Raw genomic sequence first — 16,359 nt, forward strand, 5'->3', positions numbered from 1 at the left:
GGAACGATCATGGCAATTGAATATCTCGGCTTGAGCGAAATCAATGGACCTCTGGTTGTATTGGAGGGCGTACGTGATGCCTCCTTCGATGAAATTGTGGAGTTCAAGGTGGACGACGGTTCCAAAAAGCTGGGCCGAATTGTAGAAATTTATGAAGATAAAGCAGTGATCCAGGTGTTCGAGGGCACAGAAAATATGTCTCTTCTGAACACCCACACAAAGCTGACAGGTCATCCCATGGAGGTAGAGCTTTCTGCCGATATCCTGGGAAGAACCTTTAACGGTATCGGAAAACCCATTGACGGCCTTGGTCCTGTTATGCCCGAGGTCCGCTCCAACATCAACGGTCTTCCGCTTAACCCGGTAACCAGGGAATATCCCCGTAACTATATCCAGACCGGAATTTCCGCCATTGACGGACTGACTACTTTGATCAGAGGGCAAAAGCTTCCGATCTTCTCAGGAAACGGCCTTCCCCACGATCAGCTTGCTGCCCAGATCGTACAGCAAGCTTCCCTTGGCGGTGACAGCAATGAAAAATTTGCCATCGTATTTGCTGCCATGGGTGTCAAATACGACGTGGCCGAATTTTTCCGCCGTACCTTTGAAGAAAGCGGTGTTGCAGATCACGTGGTCATGTATCTGAACCTGGCAAATGACCCGGTGGTGGAGCGTCTGATCACCCCTAAAGTAGCACTGACTGCTGCGGAGTATCTGGCATTTGAAAAAGGCATGCACATTCTGGTCATCCTGACAGATATCACATCTTTTGCGGAGGCCATGCGTGAAGTCTCCTCCTCAAAAGGGGAAATTCCTTCCAGAAAAGGTTATCCCGGATATCTGTACAGCGAGCTGGCAACTCTGTATGAGCGCGCCGGCATTGTAAGAGGCGGCTCCGGTTCCGTAACACAGATACCGATTCTTACCATGCCCAATGACGATATCACACACCCCATCCCGGACCTTACAGGCTACATCACAGAGGGACAGATCGTTCTGGAGCGGCAGCTCCACGGGCAGGCGATCTATCCGCCGATCAATGTACTTCCCTCCCTGTCCAGGCTTATGAAGGATGGTATCGGAGAGGGCTATACAAGGGGCGACCATCAGGACGTAGCCAATCAGCTCTTCTCCTGCTACGCTAAGGTTGGAGACGCTAGGGCACTGGCATCTGTTATCGGTGAGGATGAGCTTTCACCTCTGGATAAAAAGTACCTGAAATTCGGCGATGCCTTTGAACATGATTTTGTAGGCCAGAGACCGGATGAGAACCGAAGCATTGAAGAAACCCTTGACCTGGGCTGGCAGCTTCTGGGCATGATCCCAAGAGACGAACTGGACCGTATCGATACCAAGATCCTGGATCAATACTATCATCCCGTGGAAGAAGAGTAAACCGGACGTACGGGCAGCGCTGTAGATGCGCGGTCCCATTGAATCGTTACAACCAGACACAAAACAGCAAAGACTTTACAGAAAGGGTGATGTTATGGATCCAAATACCTTTCCAACCAAAGGCAATCTCATATTAGCCAAGAATTCCCTGGCGCTGTCCAGGCAGGGCTTTGACCTGATGGATAAAAAGAGAAACATCCTGATCCGTGAGCTGATGGAATTAATCGATCAGGCCAAGGACATCCAGGACCAGATCGATATCACCTTCCGTACCGCCTATGCGGCTCTCCAGAAGGCCAATATGGAAATCGGCATCAACCATGTGCAGGAGATCTCCCGCACGGTGCCTGTGGAGGATTCCATCCGCGTCAAGACCAGAAGTGTCATGGGAACCGAGATTCCCCTGGTGCAGTCTGATCCGCCGTCAGGGGCTCCCACATATGCCTATTACGGTACCAAAGCCTCTCTGGATGAAGCAAAAGCGGCCTTTGAGAAGGTAAAACTGCTCACGATCCGCCTGTCCATGGTAGAGAATTCAGCCTACAGGCTGGCTATCAATATTAAGAAAACACAAAAGCGTGCCAATGCGCTGAAAAATATCACGATCCCTAAGTTTGAGGACTTGACCAAATCCATTTCCAACGCTCTGGAGGAAAAGGAGAGGGAGGAGTTCACCAGGCTGAAGGTGATCAAACGGATGCAGAATAAGGGATAATACAAAAAGGCTGCCTCACTTATGATTGTTAAGTCATTTGTGCGGCAGCCTTTTTGTGTTATATCTATTATTGTAATGGTTCAGTACCCTCACGATTACGAGCAAAATCCAAGCAGAATCGCCTGTGGCGATGCTTTATTATTTTACATTTCTCAAATTTTACATTTCTCACTTTACTTACATTTAACATAACTAAGATTTTGTATTTTACTTTCCCCCTTTATACTGAAACTCGTAACAACGACAAATCATCGCAACAATCCGGACAGTCTGGACTGTTGCAGATCATCAGACATTTCGAGGAAAAAGGAGATCAAAACTATGAAAAGATTAGCAGCAATCGTACTCGCAGGTGTAATGGTATTCGGACTTGCAGCATGCGGCAGCAATAACGACACAGGAAACAGTACAGATACAAACTCCACTGCCAACGCAGAGAACAGCACTGATAAAGGAAGTGCGGGCACTTCTGACAGCACTTCAGATGCGGGAAGTGAGAAAAACAGTGACTGGGACACCAGCAATGACATCACGGTCGTTTCCAGAGAAGACGGTTCCGGTACACGCGGCGCCTTTGTGGAACTGTTTGGGATTGAGGAAGAAGTAAACGGAGAGAAAATGGATATGACAACAGAGGAGGCAAACATCACCAATAGTACCTCTGTCATGATGTCCACTGTAGCACAGGATGAATACAGCATTGGCTATATCTCTCTTGGTTCATTAAATGATACGGTAAAAGCGCTGAAGATTGACGGCACAGAAGCCACAGCAGACAATATCAAAGCCGGTACCTACAAAATTTCCAGACCCTTTAATATTGCAGTAAAAGAAGGTTTAAGTGAAGCAGGACAGGATTTCATGAACTATATTCTGAGCAAAGAAGGTCAGGCTGTTGTGGCAGACAATAATTACATCCCGTTGGATAACGCTGAGGCCTATAGCTCAAACGGAGCTTCCGGAAAAGTTGTTATAGCCGGTTCTTCCTCCGTATCACCTGTCATGGAGAAACTGAAAGAAGCTTACGCTGACGCCAACAGCGGTGTTGAGATTGAAATCCAGACAAGCGATTCCACTACCGGCATGCAGAACGCCATCGACGGTGTCTGCGACATCGGAATGGCCTCCAGAGAGCTGAAGGATTCCGAACTGGAAGCAGGTCTTACCCCTACAGTCATTGCCCTGGACGGTATTGCTGTTATTGTCAACAACAACAATCCTACCGATGAAATGACTTCTGACCAGGTAAAATCCATCTTCACCGGTGACGCTCTGGCATGGGATGAAGCACTTTGATCGTGATCATGAACTCATATCCGAGGTTAAAAACATGAAAAAACATAAAGAACAAGTAATGCAGGCAGTCTTTTTTATAGCTGCCTGCGCATCTATATTCGCAGTTGCGCTGATCTGCCTCTTTCTTTTTGTAAACGGCATACCGGCCATGAAAGAAATCGGCCTTTTCAACTTTCTTCTGGGAGAGCGCTGGAAACCGGGCAACGATATCTTTGGTATCTTTCCTATGATCATGGGAAGTATCTACGTGACAGCAGGAGCCATTGTCATAGGCGTTCCTATAGGCATCCTCACTTCCATCTTCATGGCTGAATACTGTCCGAAAAAAATCTATCCCTTTTTAAAATCAGCCACAGAGCTGCTGGCCGGGATTCCCTCAGTGGTATATGGCTTTTTCGGCCTTGTAGTGCTTGTGCCTTTGATCCGCGGCATGTTCCGCGAGGGAAACGGAAGCAGTATGCTGACTGCCTCCATTTTACTTGGGATCATGATACTGCCCACGATCATAGGGGTCAGTGAATCCGCACTGCGTTCTGTTCCCCGCAGTTACTATGAAGGAGCACTGGCTTTGGGTGCTACACATGAGAGGAGCATTTTCTCCATTATGCTGCCTGCTGCCAAATCCGGTGTCATTGCCGGTGTCGTATTAGGTATCGGCCGTGCCATTGGTGAGACCATGGCTGTTGTCATGATCGCCGGCAACCAGCCCAGAATGCCCAGAGGACTCCTCCGCGGTGTCCGCACTATGACCGCCAATATTGTATTGGAAATGGGCTATGCCGCTGATCTGCACAGGGAAGCACTGATCGCCACAGGTGTTGTCCTGTTCGTGTTCATTCTTCTCATCAATTTCTGTGTAGCCCTGCTCAATCGGAGGAAACACAATGCATAACAAAAAAAATCTGTGTCAAAAATTAAAAGAATACAGACGCACGCCTGGCTCATTTATCCTGATGCTGCTGGTCCTGCTCTGCGCTGCCATTACCTTTGCCGTTCTGTTTTTCCTGATCGCCTATATTTTAATAAACGGAGTTCCCAACCTGAAACCGGAACTATTTGCCTGGAACTATACATCAGAGAACGCATCCATGATGCCTTCCATCATCAATACACTGATCATCACCTTTTTATCTCTGCTGATCGCTGTACCCCTTGGCATCTTCTCTGCTATTTATCTGGTAGAATACGCCAAACGCGGAAACAAGTTCGTGGAGGTCATCCGGCTCACAACAGAGACTCTATCCGGTATTCCTTCTATCGTATACGGCCTGTTCGGCGCTCTCTTCTTTGTGACAACGCTGAAATGGGGATACTCACTCATGGCCGGTGCCCTGACACTGTCCATCATGATCCTTCCCCTCATCATGCGTACAACAGAGGAGGCCCTGAAATCTGTCCCGGATACCTTCCGGGAGGGTAGTTTTGGTCTGGGAGCCGGCAAGCTCAGGACAGTCTTTAAAATCGTGCTGCCCAGTGCCATTCCAGGCATACTGGCAGGTGTCATCCTGGCCGTGGGCAGGATCGTGGGAGAGACAGCCGCTCTGATCTATACCGCCGGGGCCGTTGCCCAGGTGCCCACAAGTGTTATGTCCTCAGGCTCCACACTGGCTGTCCACATGTACAATCTCTCCAGAGAGGGCCTGTATATGGATCAGGCCTACGCTGTATCTGTCATACTGCTTCTGCTTGTGCTGGTCATCAACTGGTTCTCCGGCGCACTGGCAAAAAAACTGGTGAAAGGAAAGTAAAATGAATAATACGGAAAAGATATCTATCAGCAGCCTGGATCTATACTATACAGATTTTAAGGCACTGAAAAACATAAATTTAAAAGTACCGGAAAACAAAATAACCGCCTTCATCGGTCCCTCGGGCTGCGGCAAATCCACACTTCTCAAATCCCTGAACCGAATGAATGACCTGGTTGAGGGATGCCGCATAGAGGGCAGCATCTTACTGGACGGTGAGGACATCTACGGCAAAATGGACGTTAATCTCCTGAGAAAAAGAGTTGGCATGGTATTTCAAAAGCCAAACCCCTTCCCCATGAGTATTTACGACAATATTGCCTTCGGCCCTCGTACCCATGGAATCCGTTCCAAGACAAAGCTGGATGATATTGTGGAGAAATCCCTGAGGGACGCTGCCATATGGGATGAGACAAAAGACCGCCTGAAACAAAATGCCCTTGGCATGTCCGGCGGGCAGCAGCAGCGGCTCTGTATTGCCAGAGCACTGGCAGTTCAGCCCGAGGTTCTTCTCATGGATGAACCCACCTCTGCCCTTGACCCCATCTCCACTTCCAAGATTGAAGACCTGGCTGTGGAGCTGAAAAAGGATTACACCATTGTCATGGTAACCCATAACATGCAGCAGGCAGCCCGTATTTCAGACAAGACAGCATTTTTCCTATTGGGAGAGATCGTAGAGTACGGGGAGACAGAACAGATATTCTCAATGCCTCAGGACAAACGTACCGAGGACTATATCACAGGGAGGTTTGGATAATATGCGCACAAGATTTGACAAACAGTTGGAACAGCTTCATGTAGAACTGATCAAAATGGGAAGCCTGTGTGAGCAGGCTATCACTCTGGCCGCACAGGCCCTGGATGAGCCGGAAAACGACGTGGTCGCAAAAGTGGCCGCCATGGAGGGTGAAATAGATGAAAAAGAGCGGGAGATTGAGAATATCTGCATGCGTCTTCTGCTCCAGCAGCAGCCCGTAGCCCGTGATTTAAGGATCATATCGGCTGCGCTTAAAATGATATCCGACTTGGAGCGCATCGGCGATCAGGCCGCCGATATCGCAGACCTGGCCCCTTACATTGTCAAAAGTGATATCAGCAGCAAAGTACAGATCCACGACATGGCTTCCGCAACCATCCGCATGGTAACTCTTAGCGTGGATGCCTTCGTAAAAAATGATTTGGAACTGGCCGAATCTGTCATTATTTCTGATGATATTGTAGATGACCTCTTTAACAAAGTAAAAGGCGAACTGCTGGAACTGATCCAGAAAAATAACGCAGACCCAAGAGCAGCCCTGGATATCCTGATGGCAGCCAAATACTTTGAACGCATCGGGGACCATGCAGTAAACGTGGCTGAATGGGTACAGTATTCCATAACCGGTATCCACGAGAGCGATGAACACCATCTGGATATCGAAAAAGAATGAGGTGAATAAATTGATCTATCTTGTAGAGGACGATGAAAATATCCGGGAACTGGTCACATACACCCTGAACAGTCAGGGACTGGAAGCAGAGGGATTTGCACGGCCCTCTGACTTTTGGGAAGCCGTGTCAATGGCTGTTCCCTCCCTGGTTCTCCTGGATATCATGCTTCCGGAGGAAGACGGACTGAGCATTCTGAAAAAACTCCGTACATCCAGGGATACAAAGAAGCTCCCGGTCATCATGCTGACAGCCAAAGGAAGTGAGTACGACACCGTACTGGGACTCGACAACGGAGCCGACGACTATATTCCAAAGCCTTTCCGGATGATGGAACTTATTTCCCGCATCCGTGCCCTGCTGCGCCGCAGCCAGGAACAGGAAAAGATTCTGGAATACCGCCTCGGCTCCCTCTACGTCTGCCCCTCACGCCACATTGTGCGGGTGGATGGTGAAGAGATCATCCTGACTTTAAAGGAATTTGAACTGCTCTGCCTGCTTCTGTCGGAACAGGAAACCGTATTCACGAGAGCTCAGCTTCTGGACCGCATCTGGGGGTACGAATTTGACGGGGAGAGCCGAACCATTGACGTCCACGTCCGAACCCTGCGCCAAAAGCTTGGAGACGCCGGTGACTGCATCAAAACTGTACGGGGTGTAGGCTATAAAATTGGAGGAAAAACCGCATGACAAAACGTATCTTCCGCTCCATAATGCTTGTATCCGCCCTGGTACTGGTCATTGGGCTGGGTTTCATTATGGGCATTCTATATCACTATTTCGGCAGTCAGATTGAAAAAGAGCTGAAGTCTGAGACTGCATATCTGGCTATCTCCGTGGAAAACATGGGTTTATCTGCACTGGATAAACTCCCCGCGGAATCCGCCAGAGTCACTTTAATAGATGAGGACGGCACTGTTCTTTTTGACAACAAGGCCGATGCCGCAGGCATGGAAAACCACGCTGACCGCCAGGAAGTGATCGCGGCGAAGTTAAAGGGGACCGGAAAAGCCACCCGTCAGTCCGACACCCTTGCGGAAAAAACCATCTATTATGCCAAACAACTGACAAACGGCCAGATCCTTCGTGTTTCCAGTACCCAATATACAGTAGCGGCCCTGATCGGGGAGCTGGTGCAGCCAATGCTGTATGTACTGCTCATGATGGTGGTCCTCTCCGCTCTGTTTGCCGCGCGTATTTCCAAGAAGATCGTCTCACCCATCAACGATCTGGACCTGGAAGAGCCGGAACGCACAGAGGCTTATGACGAGATATCCCCGCTGCTCACCAAGATCAACAAGCAGCAGCGCACCATCAGAAAACAACTGGCAGACGCCAGACGGCAGCAGCAAGAATTTTCCATCATCACAGAAAACATGAGTGAAGGCCTTTTGGTCATCGATGCCCAGACGGACCTTCTCTCCTACAACTCCAGCGCCCTTCGGCTTCTGGACGCAGCGGAAACACAGGCACACACCAGTGTGCTGTCTCTTAACCGAAGTGAGCCTTTCCAGCAGGCTGTGGATGCTGTCCTTTCCGGCAGACACACCTCATCTAATCTGCAGATCGGAGACAACTTCTGCCAGGTGATCGCCAATCCGGTCCTCAGGGACAAGGAAGTGACAGGTGCCGTGCTCTTATTGGTTGACATAACTGAAAAAATCCAGCGTGAAAACCTTCGCCGGGAATTTACTGCCAATGTATCGCACGAATTAAAAACACCGCTCACATCTATCTCCGGTTTTGCTGAGATCATACAGGATGGTTTTGTGAAACCGGAAGACATAAAAAAATTCGCAGGCAAGATTTTCGTGGAAGCCCAGCGTCTGATCGCTCTGGTTGGTGATGTCATCAAGATATCGCAGCTTGATGAGGGATGTCTTCCGTATCAAAAGGAAGAGACAGACCTTTATGTTCTGGCTAAAGATACCCTGGAACGCCTGCGGGACCCTGCAAAGCGCAGACAGGTTTCTCTGTTCCTGGAGGGAGAGCATGCAGTATTGGCCACCACACAGCCTATTTTAGAGGAAGTCCTGTATAACCTGTGTGACAATGCCATCAAATATAACCATCCCAACGGGAAGGTAACGGTCACTGTGCTGAACGGAAAGAATACTGTCAGCCTCTCTGTGGCGGATACCGGAATCGGTATTCCCTCCGCGGATCAGGCCAGAGTGTTTGAGCGTTTCTATCGGGTGGATAAAAGCCACTCAAAGGAAATCGGAGGCACCGGTCTGGGATTGTCTATTGTAAAGCATGGAGCCGCTTATCTGGGGGCTAAGGTGGAATTGGACAGCCAGCTTGATAAGGGCAGTGTATTCCGGCTGATATGGGGTAAGAACAGCAGTTTAAGTTAAAGATTTGTCTTTTATATTGGCAGCAGCCTCCGGAGTCATAGACCGGAGGCTGTATTCATGACTCAGGAAAGTTATCTGTAACTTTAACTGACGGCATCTGTTATTTTATATATCATATACAGTACCAGGATCATAACCAGTATGACGAATACATGAAGAGACAGAACAACTGTATTGAAAAATACATTGATGCATATACATGCGGATAAGACAAGTACAAGAAGAAACAAAAGCTTTTTGCCCCTTAAGAATCCTGTATTGAAGGAATTTTTGGTAATGGCACTGTAGAGCAAAAGGGCAGAACACAAAATAAGGACAAGGCTCGTGATATTTCCAGTTGTCATCAGAACGTAAGGCCAGGTGCCATTCTCTCCTGCAAGATCCATCAGGCTGAAAAGAAGCTGGATCCCAAGCAAAACTGCCAGAGCAGCAGATACAACTCCCAGAAATGAAACAGCTTTTTCCGCACGGGTAAGGTGAGGCACCTCATTCAGCACACTGTCGCAGAAATCTTTATAGTCACCGCCTATTATCTCCTCCAGGGTATCTCCTCTCTGCTCTCCGTCGATCAGCATCTGCGTGATATCCCGTCTTACCAGCTCCTGCTGATATTCACTGATATCCGCCCCGCGGATGTAGACCACCATATCAGTCAGAACCCTATTATCCTCTGCTCTAAGTTGAGAAGATAAATCATTATTTTCCTTCATTAACAGTTTCGTCCGTCTGCTCATCTCTTATATCCCCTTTCATATCTTCCAACAATCTGGAAACAGCGCCAGACAACTCCAGGTAACTCTCTACGAATCTGGTATATTCCTCTTTTCCCTTTTCTGTTATGGAATAATACTTTCTTCTCGGTCCTCTCTCAGAATCCCGGAAAACAGCCTTTATGAACCCGTTCTTTTCCAGTCTCAGCAAAAGCGGATAAATGGTCCCCTCCGCTACTTTCCCAAACCCATACTTCCCAAGCTGCTCTGAAATTTCATATCCATAAGTCTCCTTTTGCCCAATTACAGCCAGCACACACCCCTCCAAGGTTCCTTTCAGCATCTGTGTGGAGATCATCCGCTCACCCTCCCTCTATCTTGTATTACAATGTAGTTGACTATATTGTAATGCAAGATACTCGTTCTGTCAATATCACATTCCTCAGCCCTGCGATATCCAAATAAAAACTCTTATATATGGACACACTCTCACGGCTCCCGCATAACGTTAAGCCATTTTCTGCTCCGCAACTTTATGGAAACCAATAATTTTCAGAAAATATCAGCAGTTTTCCCTGGATTTTAGCATATTTTGTCGCACCCTGTCAAAAAATAGATTTCAAAAATGTCAATGCCTTTTCCCCACTTTTCCCCAAAATTCTTCTTTTTATCACAAGTGTACAAAACCTTTGTTCTTTCTTTTATTATGTAAATCACATTAATCCACACACATTTTTGTGGAGAATGTGGATAACTTTGAGGATAACTTTGTTTTTACGGGGTTTTGTGGATTTTTATATGTGGATAACTTTGAGGACGGAATGTGGTAAATGTTGGTTTTTTCGACAAGCATTGTGCATATTCTACAATTATGAATATTCTGAAAATAACCCTGGGAAAATCCTACTGTTTTCTTCAATTTTCTCTCTTCGACGGCATCCCCTTGTCCCAAATATCATTATGTAACCTGTCTGTAAAATTACGTAAACCAATGTAAACCATTTACAAAAAAACTGCACCGGACATCCCCAAAAGGAATATTCGATGCAGTATCTTCTAAACTTATAAAACTTTTCTTCCGCCTGACTGACGAACCTTCAGGATCTGACAGGAGCCTTTTCCAAAAACCCTGTCCATCCTGGTCTTATACTCATCCACAAAACTGTTTTCCACAAATATTTCAATGGTACCTGCAAAACCACCGCCGTGTACACGTGACACCCCATGCTTTCTCAGGATCTTATCACTTACGGCAAGGGCAATGGACATGGCCTGTTTCTGCACATTGCTGCTGTTGTAAATATTCTGGAGATACTTAAAGGATGAATTTCCTGAATCCTTGACCAGCTCTAAAAATTCCTTGAAGTCCCCTTCTCTCAGAGCCTTCACCTCTCCTTCAACCCTTCTCTCTTCCTCAAAAAAATGAAGGGCACGCAGGATGGGACGGTCACCCAGAACACTTCTCAGGCCTGAGATTTGCTTATAAAAGTCATCCTCCTCAACCTCGCGCAGATATGTCTTTCCGAAAAATTTAGCTACTTTCTTCATCTCTTCCGGGATGGACGCATAATCATCACCCATATCGGCGTGAGAAGCTTTGGTATCCACAATGCACATGCTGTACTGGTAATCCTCAAAATCGGATGGAACCTTTTCCACAACGGGACTGCCCGGCTCCTTAAAGTCAATATGGATCATACCGCCTACAGAGGATGCCATCTGGTCCATCAGACCGCAGGGCTTTCCGAAATAAACATTTTCTGCAAACTGGCCTGCCTGTGCGATCACAACCGGGTCAATACTGCCTTCATTAAAGAGTCCCGAAATAATAGTGCCCAGAATAACCTCAAATGCTGCTGAGGATGACAGACCGGCGCCAATCAGCACATCACTGACAATATAGGCGTTATATCCCTGAACCTCATAGCCTCTCGCTTTCAACTCGGCCGCAACGCCGCGTACAATGGCTGCTGTTGTGCCCTCTTCATCGTAACGCTCCTCCAGATCATTGACATCCACGTCTACCATATCGTATCCGTCAGAGAGAACATGGATCATGCCGTCCCCTGATCTGCCCACAACAGCCAATGCATCCTGGTTGATGGATGTGGCAAGTACCATGCCGTGCTGGTGGTCTGTGTGATTGCCGCCGACCTCGCATCTTCCGGGTGCGCTGTAGATTTCCACATCACCCTCACCAAAAGTATTCTCAAACTCTTCAATAGCCTTTATATAACGTTTCCTCTGATATTCCAGAACGCTTTCGTCCACATAGATCTCTTTCAGGATCTCATCGTGTTTTCCCTGGTGTATTTCCTCTGCCAGAACCTTCATGTTTTTCATTTGTAATTCCTCCTTTATCCTGCTGCTTCGCATGGTATCTGCTTATTCCGGGAGCTGTTCAGTATCCCGCAGTTACATTTTTCCTATGGTTTTATGTTCCATCAGGTATCTCTGGGCAGAATCAACCGCATTGGCCCCGTCTGCCGCTGCTGTCACGATCTGGCGCAGCTGCTTTGTCCGTATGTCACCGGCGGCATAGATGCCGGGAACACTGGCTGCACAGTCTTCTCCTGCCTGGATATAGCCGGCCTCATTGAGCTGTACAAGACTGCCGAATTCCTCCGTGTTGGGCAGAATACCCACTGCCACGAATACCCCGTCAACGGCAAGCTCTTTTGTCTCACCTGTCCTGACATTCTCCACCGCAAGACTCTGCACCTGGTCTGTGCCCCTGATTTCCCTCGGAATAGTATCCCACACAATCTCCACGTTTTCAATAGCCTTTACATTTTCCTGCAGAATACCAGCGGCTCTGAGTTCATCCCTGCGGTGTATGAGATACACTTTCTTACAGATCCGGGAAAGAAAAATGGCATCCTCCACAGCTACATCACCGCCTCCGATCACAGCCGTGACTCCGTTTTTGAAAAATGCGCCGTCACAGGTCGCGCAGTAGGAAACACCCATTCCGGAAAATTCTTCCTCACCTGGTATTCCCAATGTCCGGTGTCTGGCGCCGGCTGCAATGACAAGGGTTCTTGTAAGATACTGATTCTTATTTGTAGTGATCTCTTTCAGGTCACCGTCTGTACGTACCTCCTTCACATTCTCCCTGACAAACGCGGCCCCCAATTTGTCCGCATGGCTGCGGAAGGATTCCGCCATATCGTAGCCGCTCATACCGGGAAGTCCCGGGTAATTGTCCACCTCATAGGTCTTCACCATCTGTCCCCCGCTGGAAAAATCTTTTTCGATCACCAGCATGTCAAGCTGTGCCCTTTTTGCATAGATCGCCGCGCAAAGGCCGGCCGGGCCTGAACCGATAATGATAATGTCATATATTTTCTGCTCCATTTTGTTTTACCTCTGTTTTCTATTCTTCGTTGGCCTCGCCGGGAAAATCATCATCCCCGTACATGGCTGCCGCATCCACACTGTCCGGCTCCTCCTTGGGCATACCGATGGCTGCCGCTGAAAGTGTGTCCGGACTGTTGGACAGCTCAATCTCCCTGACCAGCTTTAAATCCTTATCCACAAAGATCCTGGTGTAATTCCGCTTTTCCTCATCTGCATATATGAAATAGGAAACACCGCTGTCCGTCTCTTCCGTCTCATAAGCATTGTCCCCAAGCAGAGCCTTCATAGTCTCCTCACTCATTCCCAGAGTGATCCCCCTGTAGATCTCCACAGATACCTTGGTAACATCAAAGTCGCCGTGCACACTGATGACAAAGCTGTTTTCCAGAGGAACCGCCATATCAGCGTAATTATTCACCACCGCGTACAGCATCTGTCCGTCGCGCTCCAGGGTCACATAACCGTGGCGGCCCCGCTTTACAATGCTGTCAGAACCGTCCTCTGATATTTTCCATCCGTTTTTCGTAAATTCAGAGACCGGTGCCGGAAGCTTATAGAAATCGCCGCCATACCGCACCACGAACTGCATAATATCCTCCGGAAATGCCCCCGGTGCCTGATAGCTTTCTACTTCCACAGGTGTCTCCCTGCTCACTTCCTCACTGCTGTCCTCAGGTTCCCTGTAATTTTTCAGCACTGCCTTATACAATATTTCATCCTGTACATCAAAGACCAAGTCAGCCTGTTTGTAGATTCCATATTCATAAGTCAGGTATATATTATCTTTTTCCTCATACTGGTCCGTGGGCATGCCATATGCCTCTGTGACATCGTCCAATGTGGAGGTTCCCATTTTGATCCCTCCGGGAAGCTGGTAAACACGGCTGTCCTCCTCCTGGCTCTCCAGCTGTACGCCGCCTACATAGCATTCTCCCAGCAGTTTTTTCTCCCCATCCAGATTGACCACATCCACAAAAAGAGCACCGCTCTCACTGTCCAGGGTCTCACCTTCCAGGAAAGATTCCGGATCAAGGGCTTTTTTGCCGTCATCTTTTTCGTAGGCCCATCCTGCCTTTTTCCATTCCTCTAGCTTTGCCGGAAGTGTATAGACTGTATCGTTGATGGAAAACTGAAAATCTGAAAGTTTGTCTGAAAGTTCTACGTCATATTCTTTTTGTTCTTCTCCTGTCTCTTCATCCTGCTGTTCTTCTTCGGGCAAATTTACCACGTCTTCATCCTCAGGCACAGTTTCCTGCTTGTTCTGTGTGCATCCGGCCGTCAGAAGCATTGCCAGCATACATACCGCATATATTTTTTTGTTCAAACCAGTCACCTCCCTCACTTCCACTATCAAAAGTTTATCACATCCCTGTGCCTTTTTACAATGAAAATACGCATACATACATGATTTTTTCATAAACTGTTAAAGAGTTCTCAAGCATTATCCAAGGAGCATCTTTTGAAAAATTTCTTATCTTCCAAGAGGAGATTTCTGGTACCTGGTTTTATTGTCCTGGCTGTCTTCCTCTTCCTTATTATTTTTACCCAAAAAGACCGCTTTCTTACAGAAGATGCCCGTTTTAAAAAATTTACACAGCAGCTTTTTACCGAAGAAGTGACCTCCAATACTTTAAACCTCCATTATACCCTGGCTTACCCTGAAAATTACGGGATCAAGAGTTATCCCATCAAACTGGGATCCATGGACCCGGATAAACTGGAAGAAAGCTATGATTCCGTGGAAAAGTATAAGGAAAAACTGGAAGACTTCACCTACAAGGAGCTTTCCAAAGAGAACCGGATCACCTATGACATTCTGAAGCTGGACTTCTCCACGCAATTGTCCATAAAGGACAATTATATGCTGCAGGAGCCTCTCAGCCCCAATCTGGGTATCCAGTCCCAGCTTCCTGTACTGTTGGCAGAATATACCTTCCGCACTGCTGATGATATCAAGGACTATTTCACTCTGCTCTCCTCCATGACCGGATATTTTGATGAAATCCTGGAGTTTGAAAAGAAAAAAGCCGGGGAAGGGCTGTTCATGAGTGATACTAGTGTGGACCGGATCATCGAACAGTGCAATGCTTTTACAGAGGATCTGTCCGCCAATTATCTCTCTACCATGTTTAAGGATAAAATGAAAGGCTTCGTTTCCCGGAAGGCCATGACACAAAAACAGGCTGATTCTTACATAAAAATGCATGAAAAGATCATGGCAAAACGTGTCTTCCCCGCTTATCAATCCCTGGCCAAAGGCCTGGCCGACTTAAAAGGAAACGGAACAAATACCGGAGGGCTTTCAAATCTTCCGGGAGGAACTGCCTATTACCGTTATCTGATACGCAGTGGAACTGGAGATTACAGAAGCATCAAAGAGATTGAGGAACGGCTGTACACACAGCTTCTGACAGATTATAAAAAAATGCAGAGCCTGATCGTGGCTGATCCCAAGCTGCTCACAGACGCCTCTTCCCTGCCGGAGACATGCAGCAGTACACCTGCGCAGATGCTGGATTACCTGAACAAAGCCATAAGTCAGGATTTCCCCGACAGCGGAAAACCTTCCTATAAGGTCAAATACGTACACGAATCCATGGAGGACTTTTCCAGTCCGGCCTTTTATCTCACACCACCCGCTGATACCCTGAGTCCCAATGTCATATATATCAACAAGAGCAGCCAGGTGTCGGAAGCGGAGCTTTTCACCACACTGGCACACGAAGGTTTTCCGGGGCATCTGTATCAGACTTTGTATTTCGGCAAAACAGAGCCTGATGATATCCGGCATCTCCTGAGCTTTGGCGGCTATGTGGAGGGCTGGGCCACCTATGTGGAATCCTTGTCTTACGGGTATGGGGCAGATTATCTGAAGCTGGATGACTCCCTCATGGAACTTCTGTGGCTGAACCGCTCTGTGAGCCTGTGTCTCTATTCACTCTTGGATATCGGGATCCATGACCACGGATGGGACCTGGGAACCGTCACAAAGACATTGAATTCTTTTGGTATTGCCTCACAGGACACCTGCGGGGAGATCTACCAGTATATCGTGGAAAACCCGGGAAATTATCTGAAGTATTATCTGGGATATCTAAATTTTATCGATCTGAAAAAAGAAGCGCAGACAGCCGCTGGAAAATCCTTTCAGTTAAAGGAGTTTCACCAGTATATTCTGGAACTTGGCCCGGCGCAGTTTCCTGTTCTGAAAAAATATCTGCTCATGGAATATAAATAAGAATAAAAAATCCGCCGTAAAAACAGCTTCTGGCTTTAGAGACTGTTCTTACGGCGATTTTTAGTTTCTATTTCGTAACTATGTTGTATCTGTTCAGTACCCCCACAGC

The 16,359-nt window shown here is 47.6% G+C and carries 15 protein-coding genes; 10 read left to right on the top strand and 5 right to left on the bottom strand.

The annotated features are described in order from the left end of the window. Positions 1-9: 9 nt before the first annotated feature. The 9 genes from BLCOC_RS25600 (at position 10) to BLCOC_RS25640 (ending at position 8,942) form a co-directional block, all read left to right on the top strand. Entirely contained in the window at positions 10-1,395 is a 1,386-nt protein-coding gene (locus BLCOC_RS25600; RefSeq protein ID WP_018595528.1) for a V-type ATP synthase subunit B, read from the top strand. Positions 1,396-1,489: 94 nt separating this feature from the next. Next, on the top strand, positions 1,490-2,110 hold the full coding sequence (locus tag BLCOC_RS25605) for a V-type ATP synthase subunit D (RefSeq protein WP_115625494.1): 621 nt from the start codon (positions 1,490-1,492) through the stop codon (positions 2,108-2,110). A gap of 321 nt (positions 2,111-2,431) precedes the next feature. Further along, entirely contained in the window at positions 2,432-3,406 is a 975-nt protein-coding gene (locus BLCOC_RS25610) for a substrate-binding domain-containing protein (protein WP_115623788.1), read from the top strand. 34 nt (positions 3,407-3,440) lie between these two features. Beyond that, positions 3,441-4,298 carry a phosphate ABC transporter permease subunit PstC gene (pstC, locus tag BLCOC_RS25615; RefSeq protein WP_029471378.1) on the top strand — a complete coding sequence of 286 codons (858 nt, stop codon included), beginning with the start codon at positions 3,441-3,443 and terminating at the stop codon, positions 4,296-4,298. After that, positions 4,291-5,154 (top strand): phosphate ABC transporter permease PstA, encoded by an 864-nt coding sequence (pstA, locus tag BLCOC_RS25620; protein ID WP_115623789.1) that lies wholly within the window; start codon positions 4,291-4,293, stop codon positions 5,152-5,154. Before pstC ends, pstA begins: the two co-directional genes overlap by 8 nt. A gap of 1 nt (position 5,155) precedes the next feature. After that, entirely contained in the window at positions 5,156-5,914 is a 759-nt protein-coding gene (gene pstB, locus BLCOC_RS25625) for a phosphate ABC transporter ATP-binding protein PstB (protein WP_018595523.1), read from the top strand. Between the two features lies 1 nt (position 5,915). Further along, entirely contained in the window at positions 5,916-6,587 is a 672-nt protein-coding gene (gene phoU, locus BLCOC_RS25630; RefSeq protein ID WP_029471380.1) for a phosphate signaling complex protein PhoU, read from the top strand. Positions 6,588-6,597: 10 nt separating this feature from the next. After that, entirely contained in the window at positions 6,598-7,275 is a 678-nt protein-coding gene (locus BLCOC_RS25635) for a response regulator transcription factor (protein WP_018595521.1), read from the top strand. Next, on the top strand, positions 7,272-8,942 hold the full coding sequence (locus BLCOC_RS25640) for a sensor histidine kinase (RefSeq protein ID WP_115623790.1): 1,671 nt from the start codon (positions 7,272-7,274) through the stop codon (positions 8,940-8,942). The genes BLCOC_RS25635 and BLCOC_RS25640 overlap by 4 nt, the downstream gene beginning before the upstream one ends. Before the next feature lie 83 nt (positions 8,943-9,025). Here BLCOC_RS25640 and BLCOC_RS25645 read toward each other — a convergent pair whose 3' ends face one another. From BLCOC_RS25645 to BLCOC_RS25665, 5 genes are all read right to left on the bottom strand, one after another. Continuing rightward, positions 9,026-9,676: a hypothetical protein gene (locus BLCOC_RS25645; RefSeq protein ID WP_131918330.1), complete on the bottom strand. Its 651-nt coding sequence runs from the start codon at positions 9,674-9,676 to the stop codon at positions 9,026-9,028. Then, complete coding sequence (locus BLCOC_RS25650; RefSeq protein WP_018595518.1) at positions 9,639-10,010, bottom strand: PadR family transcriptional regulator; 372 nt, start codon at positions 10,008-10,010, stop codon at positions 9,639-9,641. Before BLCOC_RS25650 ends, BLCOC_RS25645 begins: the two co-directional genes overlap by 38 nt. Before the next feature lie 704 nt (positions 10,011-10,714). Continuing rightward, the gene (locus tag BLCOC_RS25655) at positions 10,715-11,995 is read right to left on the bottom strand and encodes a galactokinase (RefSeq protein WP_115623792.1); all 1,281 of its coding nucleotides are present in this window, start codon (positions 11,993-11,995) and stop codon (positions 10,715-10,717) included. A 72-nt stretch (positions 11,996-12,067) separates the two neighbouring features. Continuing rightward, positions 12,068-13,009: a thioredoxin-disulfide reductase gene (gene trxB, locus BLCOC_RS25660; protein ID WP_018595516.1), complete on the bottom strand. Its 942-nt coding sequence runs from the start codon at positions 13,007-13,009 to the stop codon at positions 12,068-12,070. 19 nt (positions 13,010-13,028) lie between these two features. After that, positions 13,029-14,345 carry a hypothetical protein gene (locus tag BLCOC_RS25665; RefSeq protein WP_242999108.1) on the bottom strand — a complete coding sequence of 439 codons (1,317 nt, stop codon included), beginning with the start codon at positions 14,343-14,345 and terminating at the stop codon, positions 13,029-13,031. Positions 14,346-14,471: 126 nt separating this feature from the next. On the opposite strand from BLCOC_RS25665, the gene BLCOC_RS25670 reads away from it, so the two are divergent. Next, on the top strand, positions 14,472-16,250 hold the full coding sequence (locus BLCOC_RS25670; RefSeq protein WP_018595514.1) for a DUF885 domain-containing protein: 1,779 nt from the start codon (positions 14,472-14,474) through the stop codon (positions 16,248-16,250). The last annotated feature ends 109 nt before the right edge of the window (positions 16,251-16,359 follow it).

It is taken from the genome of Blautia coccoides (assembly GCF_034355335.1).
Taxonomy (GTDB): Bacteria; Bacillota; Clostridia; order Lachnospirales; family Lachnospiraceae; genus Blautia; species Blautia producta.

Excerpts from the sequence above, each read along its gene's own strand:
- pstB (WP_018595523.1), top strand. The coding sequence starts at position 5,156 with ATGAATAATACGGAAAAGATATCTATCAGCAGCCTGGATCTATACTAT.
- BLCOC_RS25650 (WP_018595518.1), bottom strand. The coding sequence starts at position 10,010 with ATGATCTCCACACAGATGCTGAAAGGAACCTTGGAGGGGTGTGTGCTG.
- trxB (WP_018595516.1), bottom strand. The coding sequence starts at position 13,009 with ATGGAGCAGAAAATATATGACATTATCATTATCGGTTCAGGCCCGGCC.
- BLCOC_RS25645 (WP_131918330.1), bottom strand. The coding sequence starts at position 9,676 with ATGAGCAGACGGACGAAACTGTTAATGAAGGAAAATAATGATTTATCT.
- BLCOC_RS25600 (WP_018595528.1), top strand. The coding sequence starts at position 10 with ATGGCAATTGAATATCTCGGCTTGAGCGAAATCAATGGACCTCTGGTT.
- phoU (WP_029471380.1), top strand. The coding sequence starts at position 5,916 with ATGCGCACAAGATTTGACAAACAGTTGGAACAGCTTCATGTAGAACTG.
- BLCOC_RS25610 (WP_115623788.1), top strand. The coding sequence starts at position 2,432 with ATGAAAAGATTAGCAGCAATCGTACTCGCAGGTGTAATGGTATTCGGA.
- BLCOC_RS25655 (WP_115623792.1), bottom strand. The coding sequence starts at position 11,995 with ATGAAAAACATGAAGGTTCTGGCAGAGGAAATACACCAGGGAAAACAC.
- BLCOC_RS25640 (WP_115623790.1), top strand. The coding sequence starts at position 7,272 with ATGACAAAACGTATCTTCCGCTCCATAATGCTTGTATCCGCCCTGGTA.
- pstC (WP_029471378.1), top strand. The coding sequence starts at position 3,441 with ATGAAAAAACATAAAGAACAAGTAATGCAGGCAGTCTTTTTTATAGCT.
- pstA (WP_115623789.1), top strand. The coding sequence starts at position 4,291 with ATGCATAACAAAAAAAATCTGTGTCAAAAATTAAAAGAATACAGACGC.
- BLCOC_RS25605 (WP_115625494.1), top strand. The coding sequence starts at position 1,490 with ATGGATCCAAATACCTTTCCAACCAAAGGCAATCTCATATTAGCCAAG.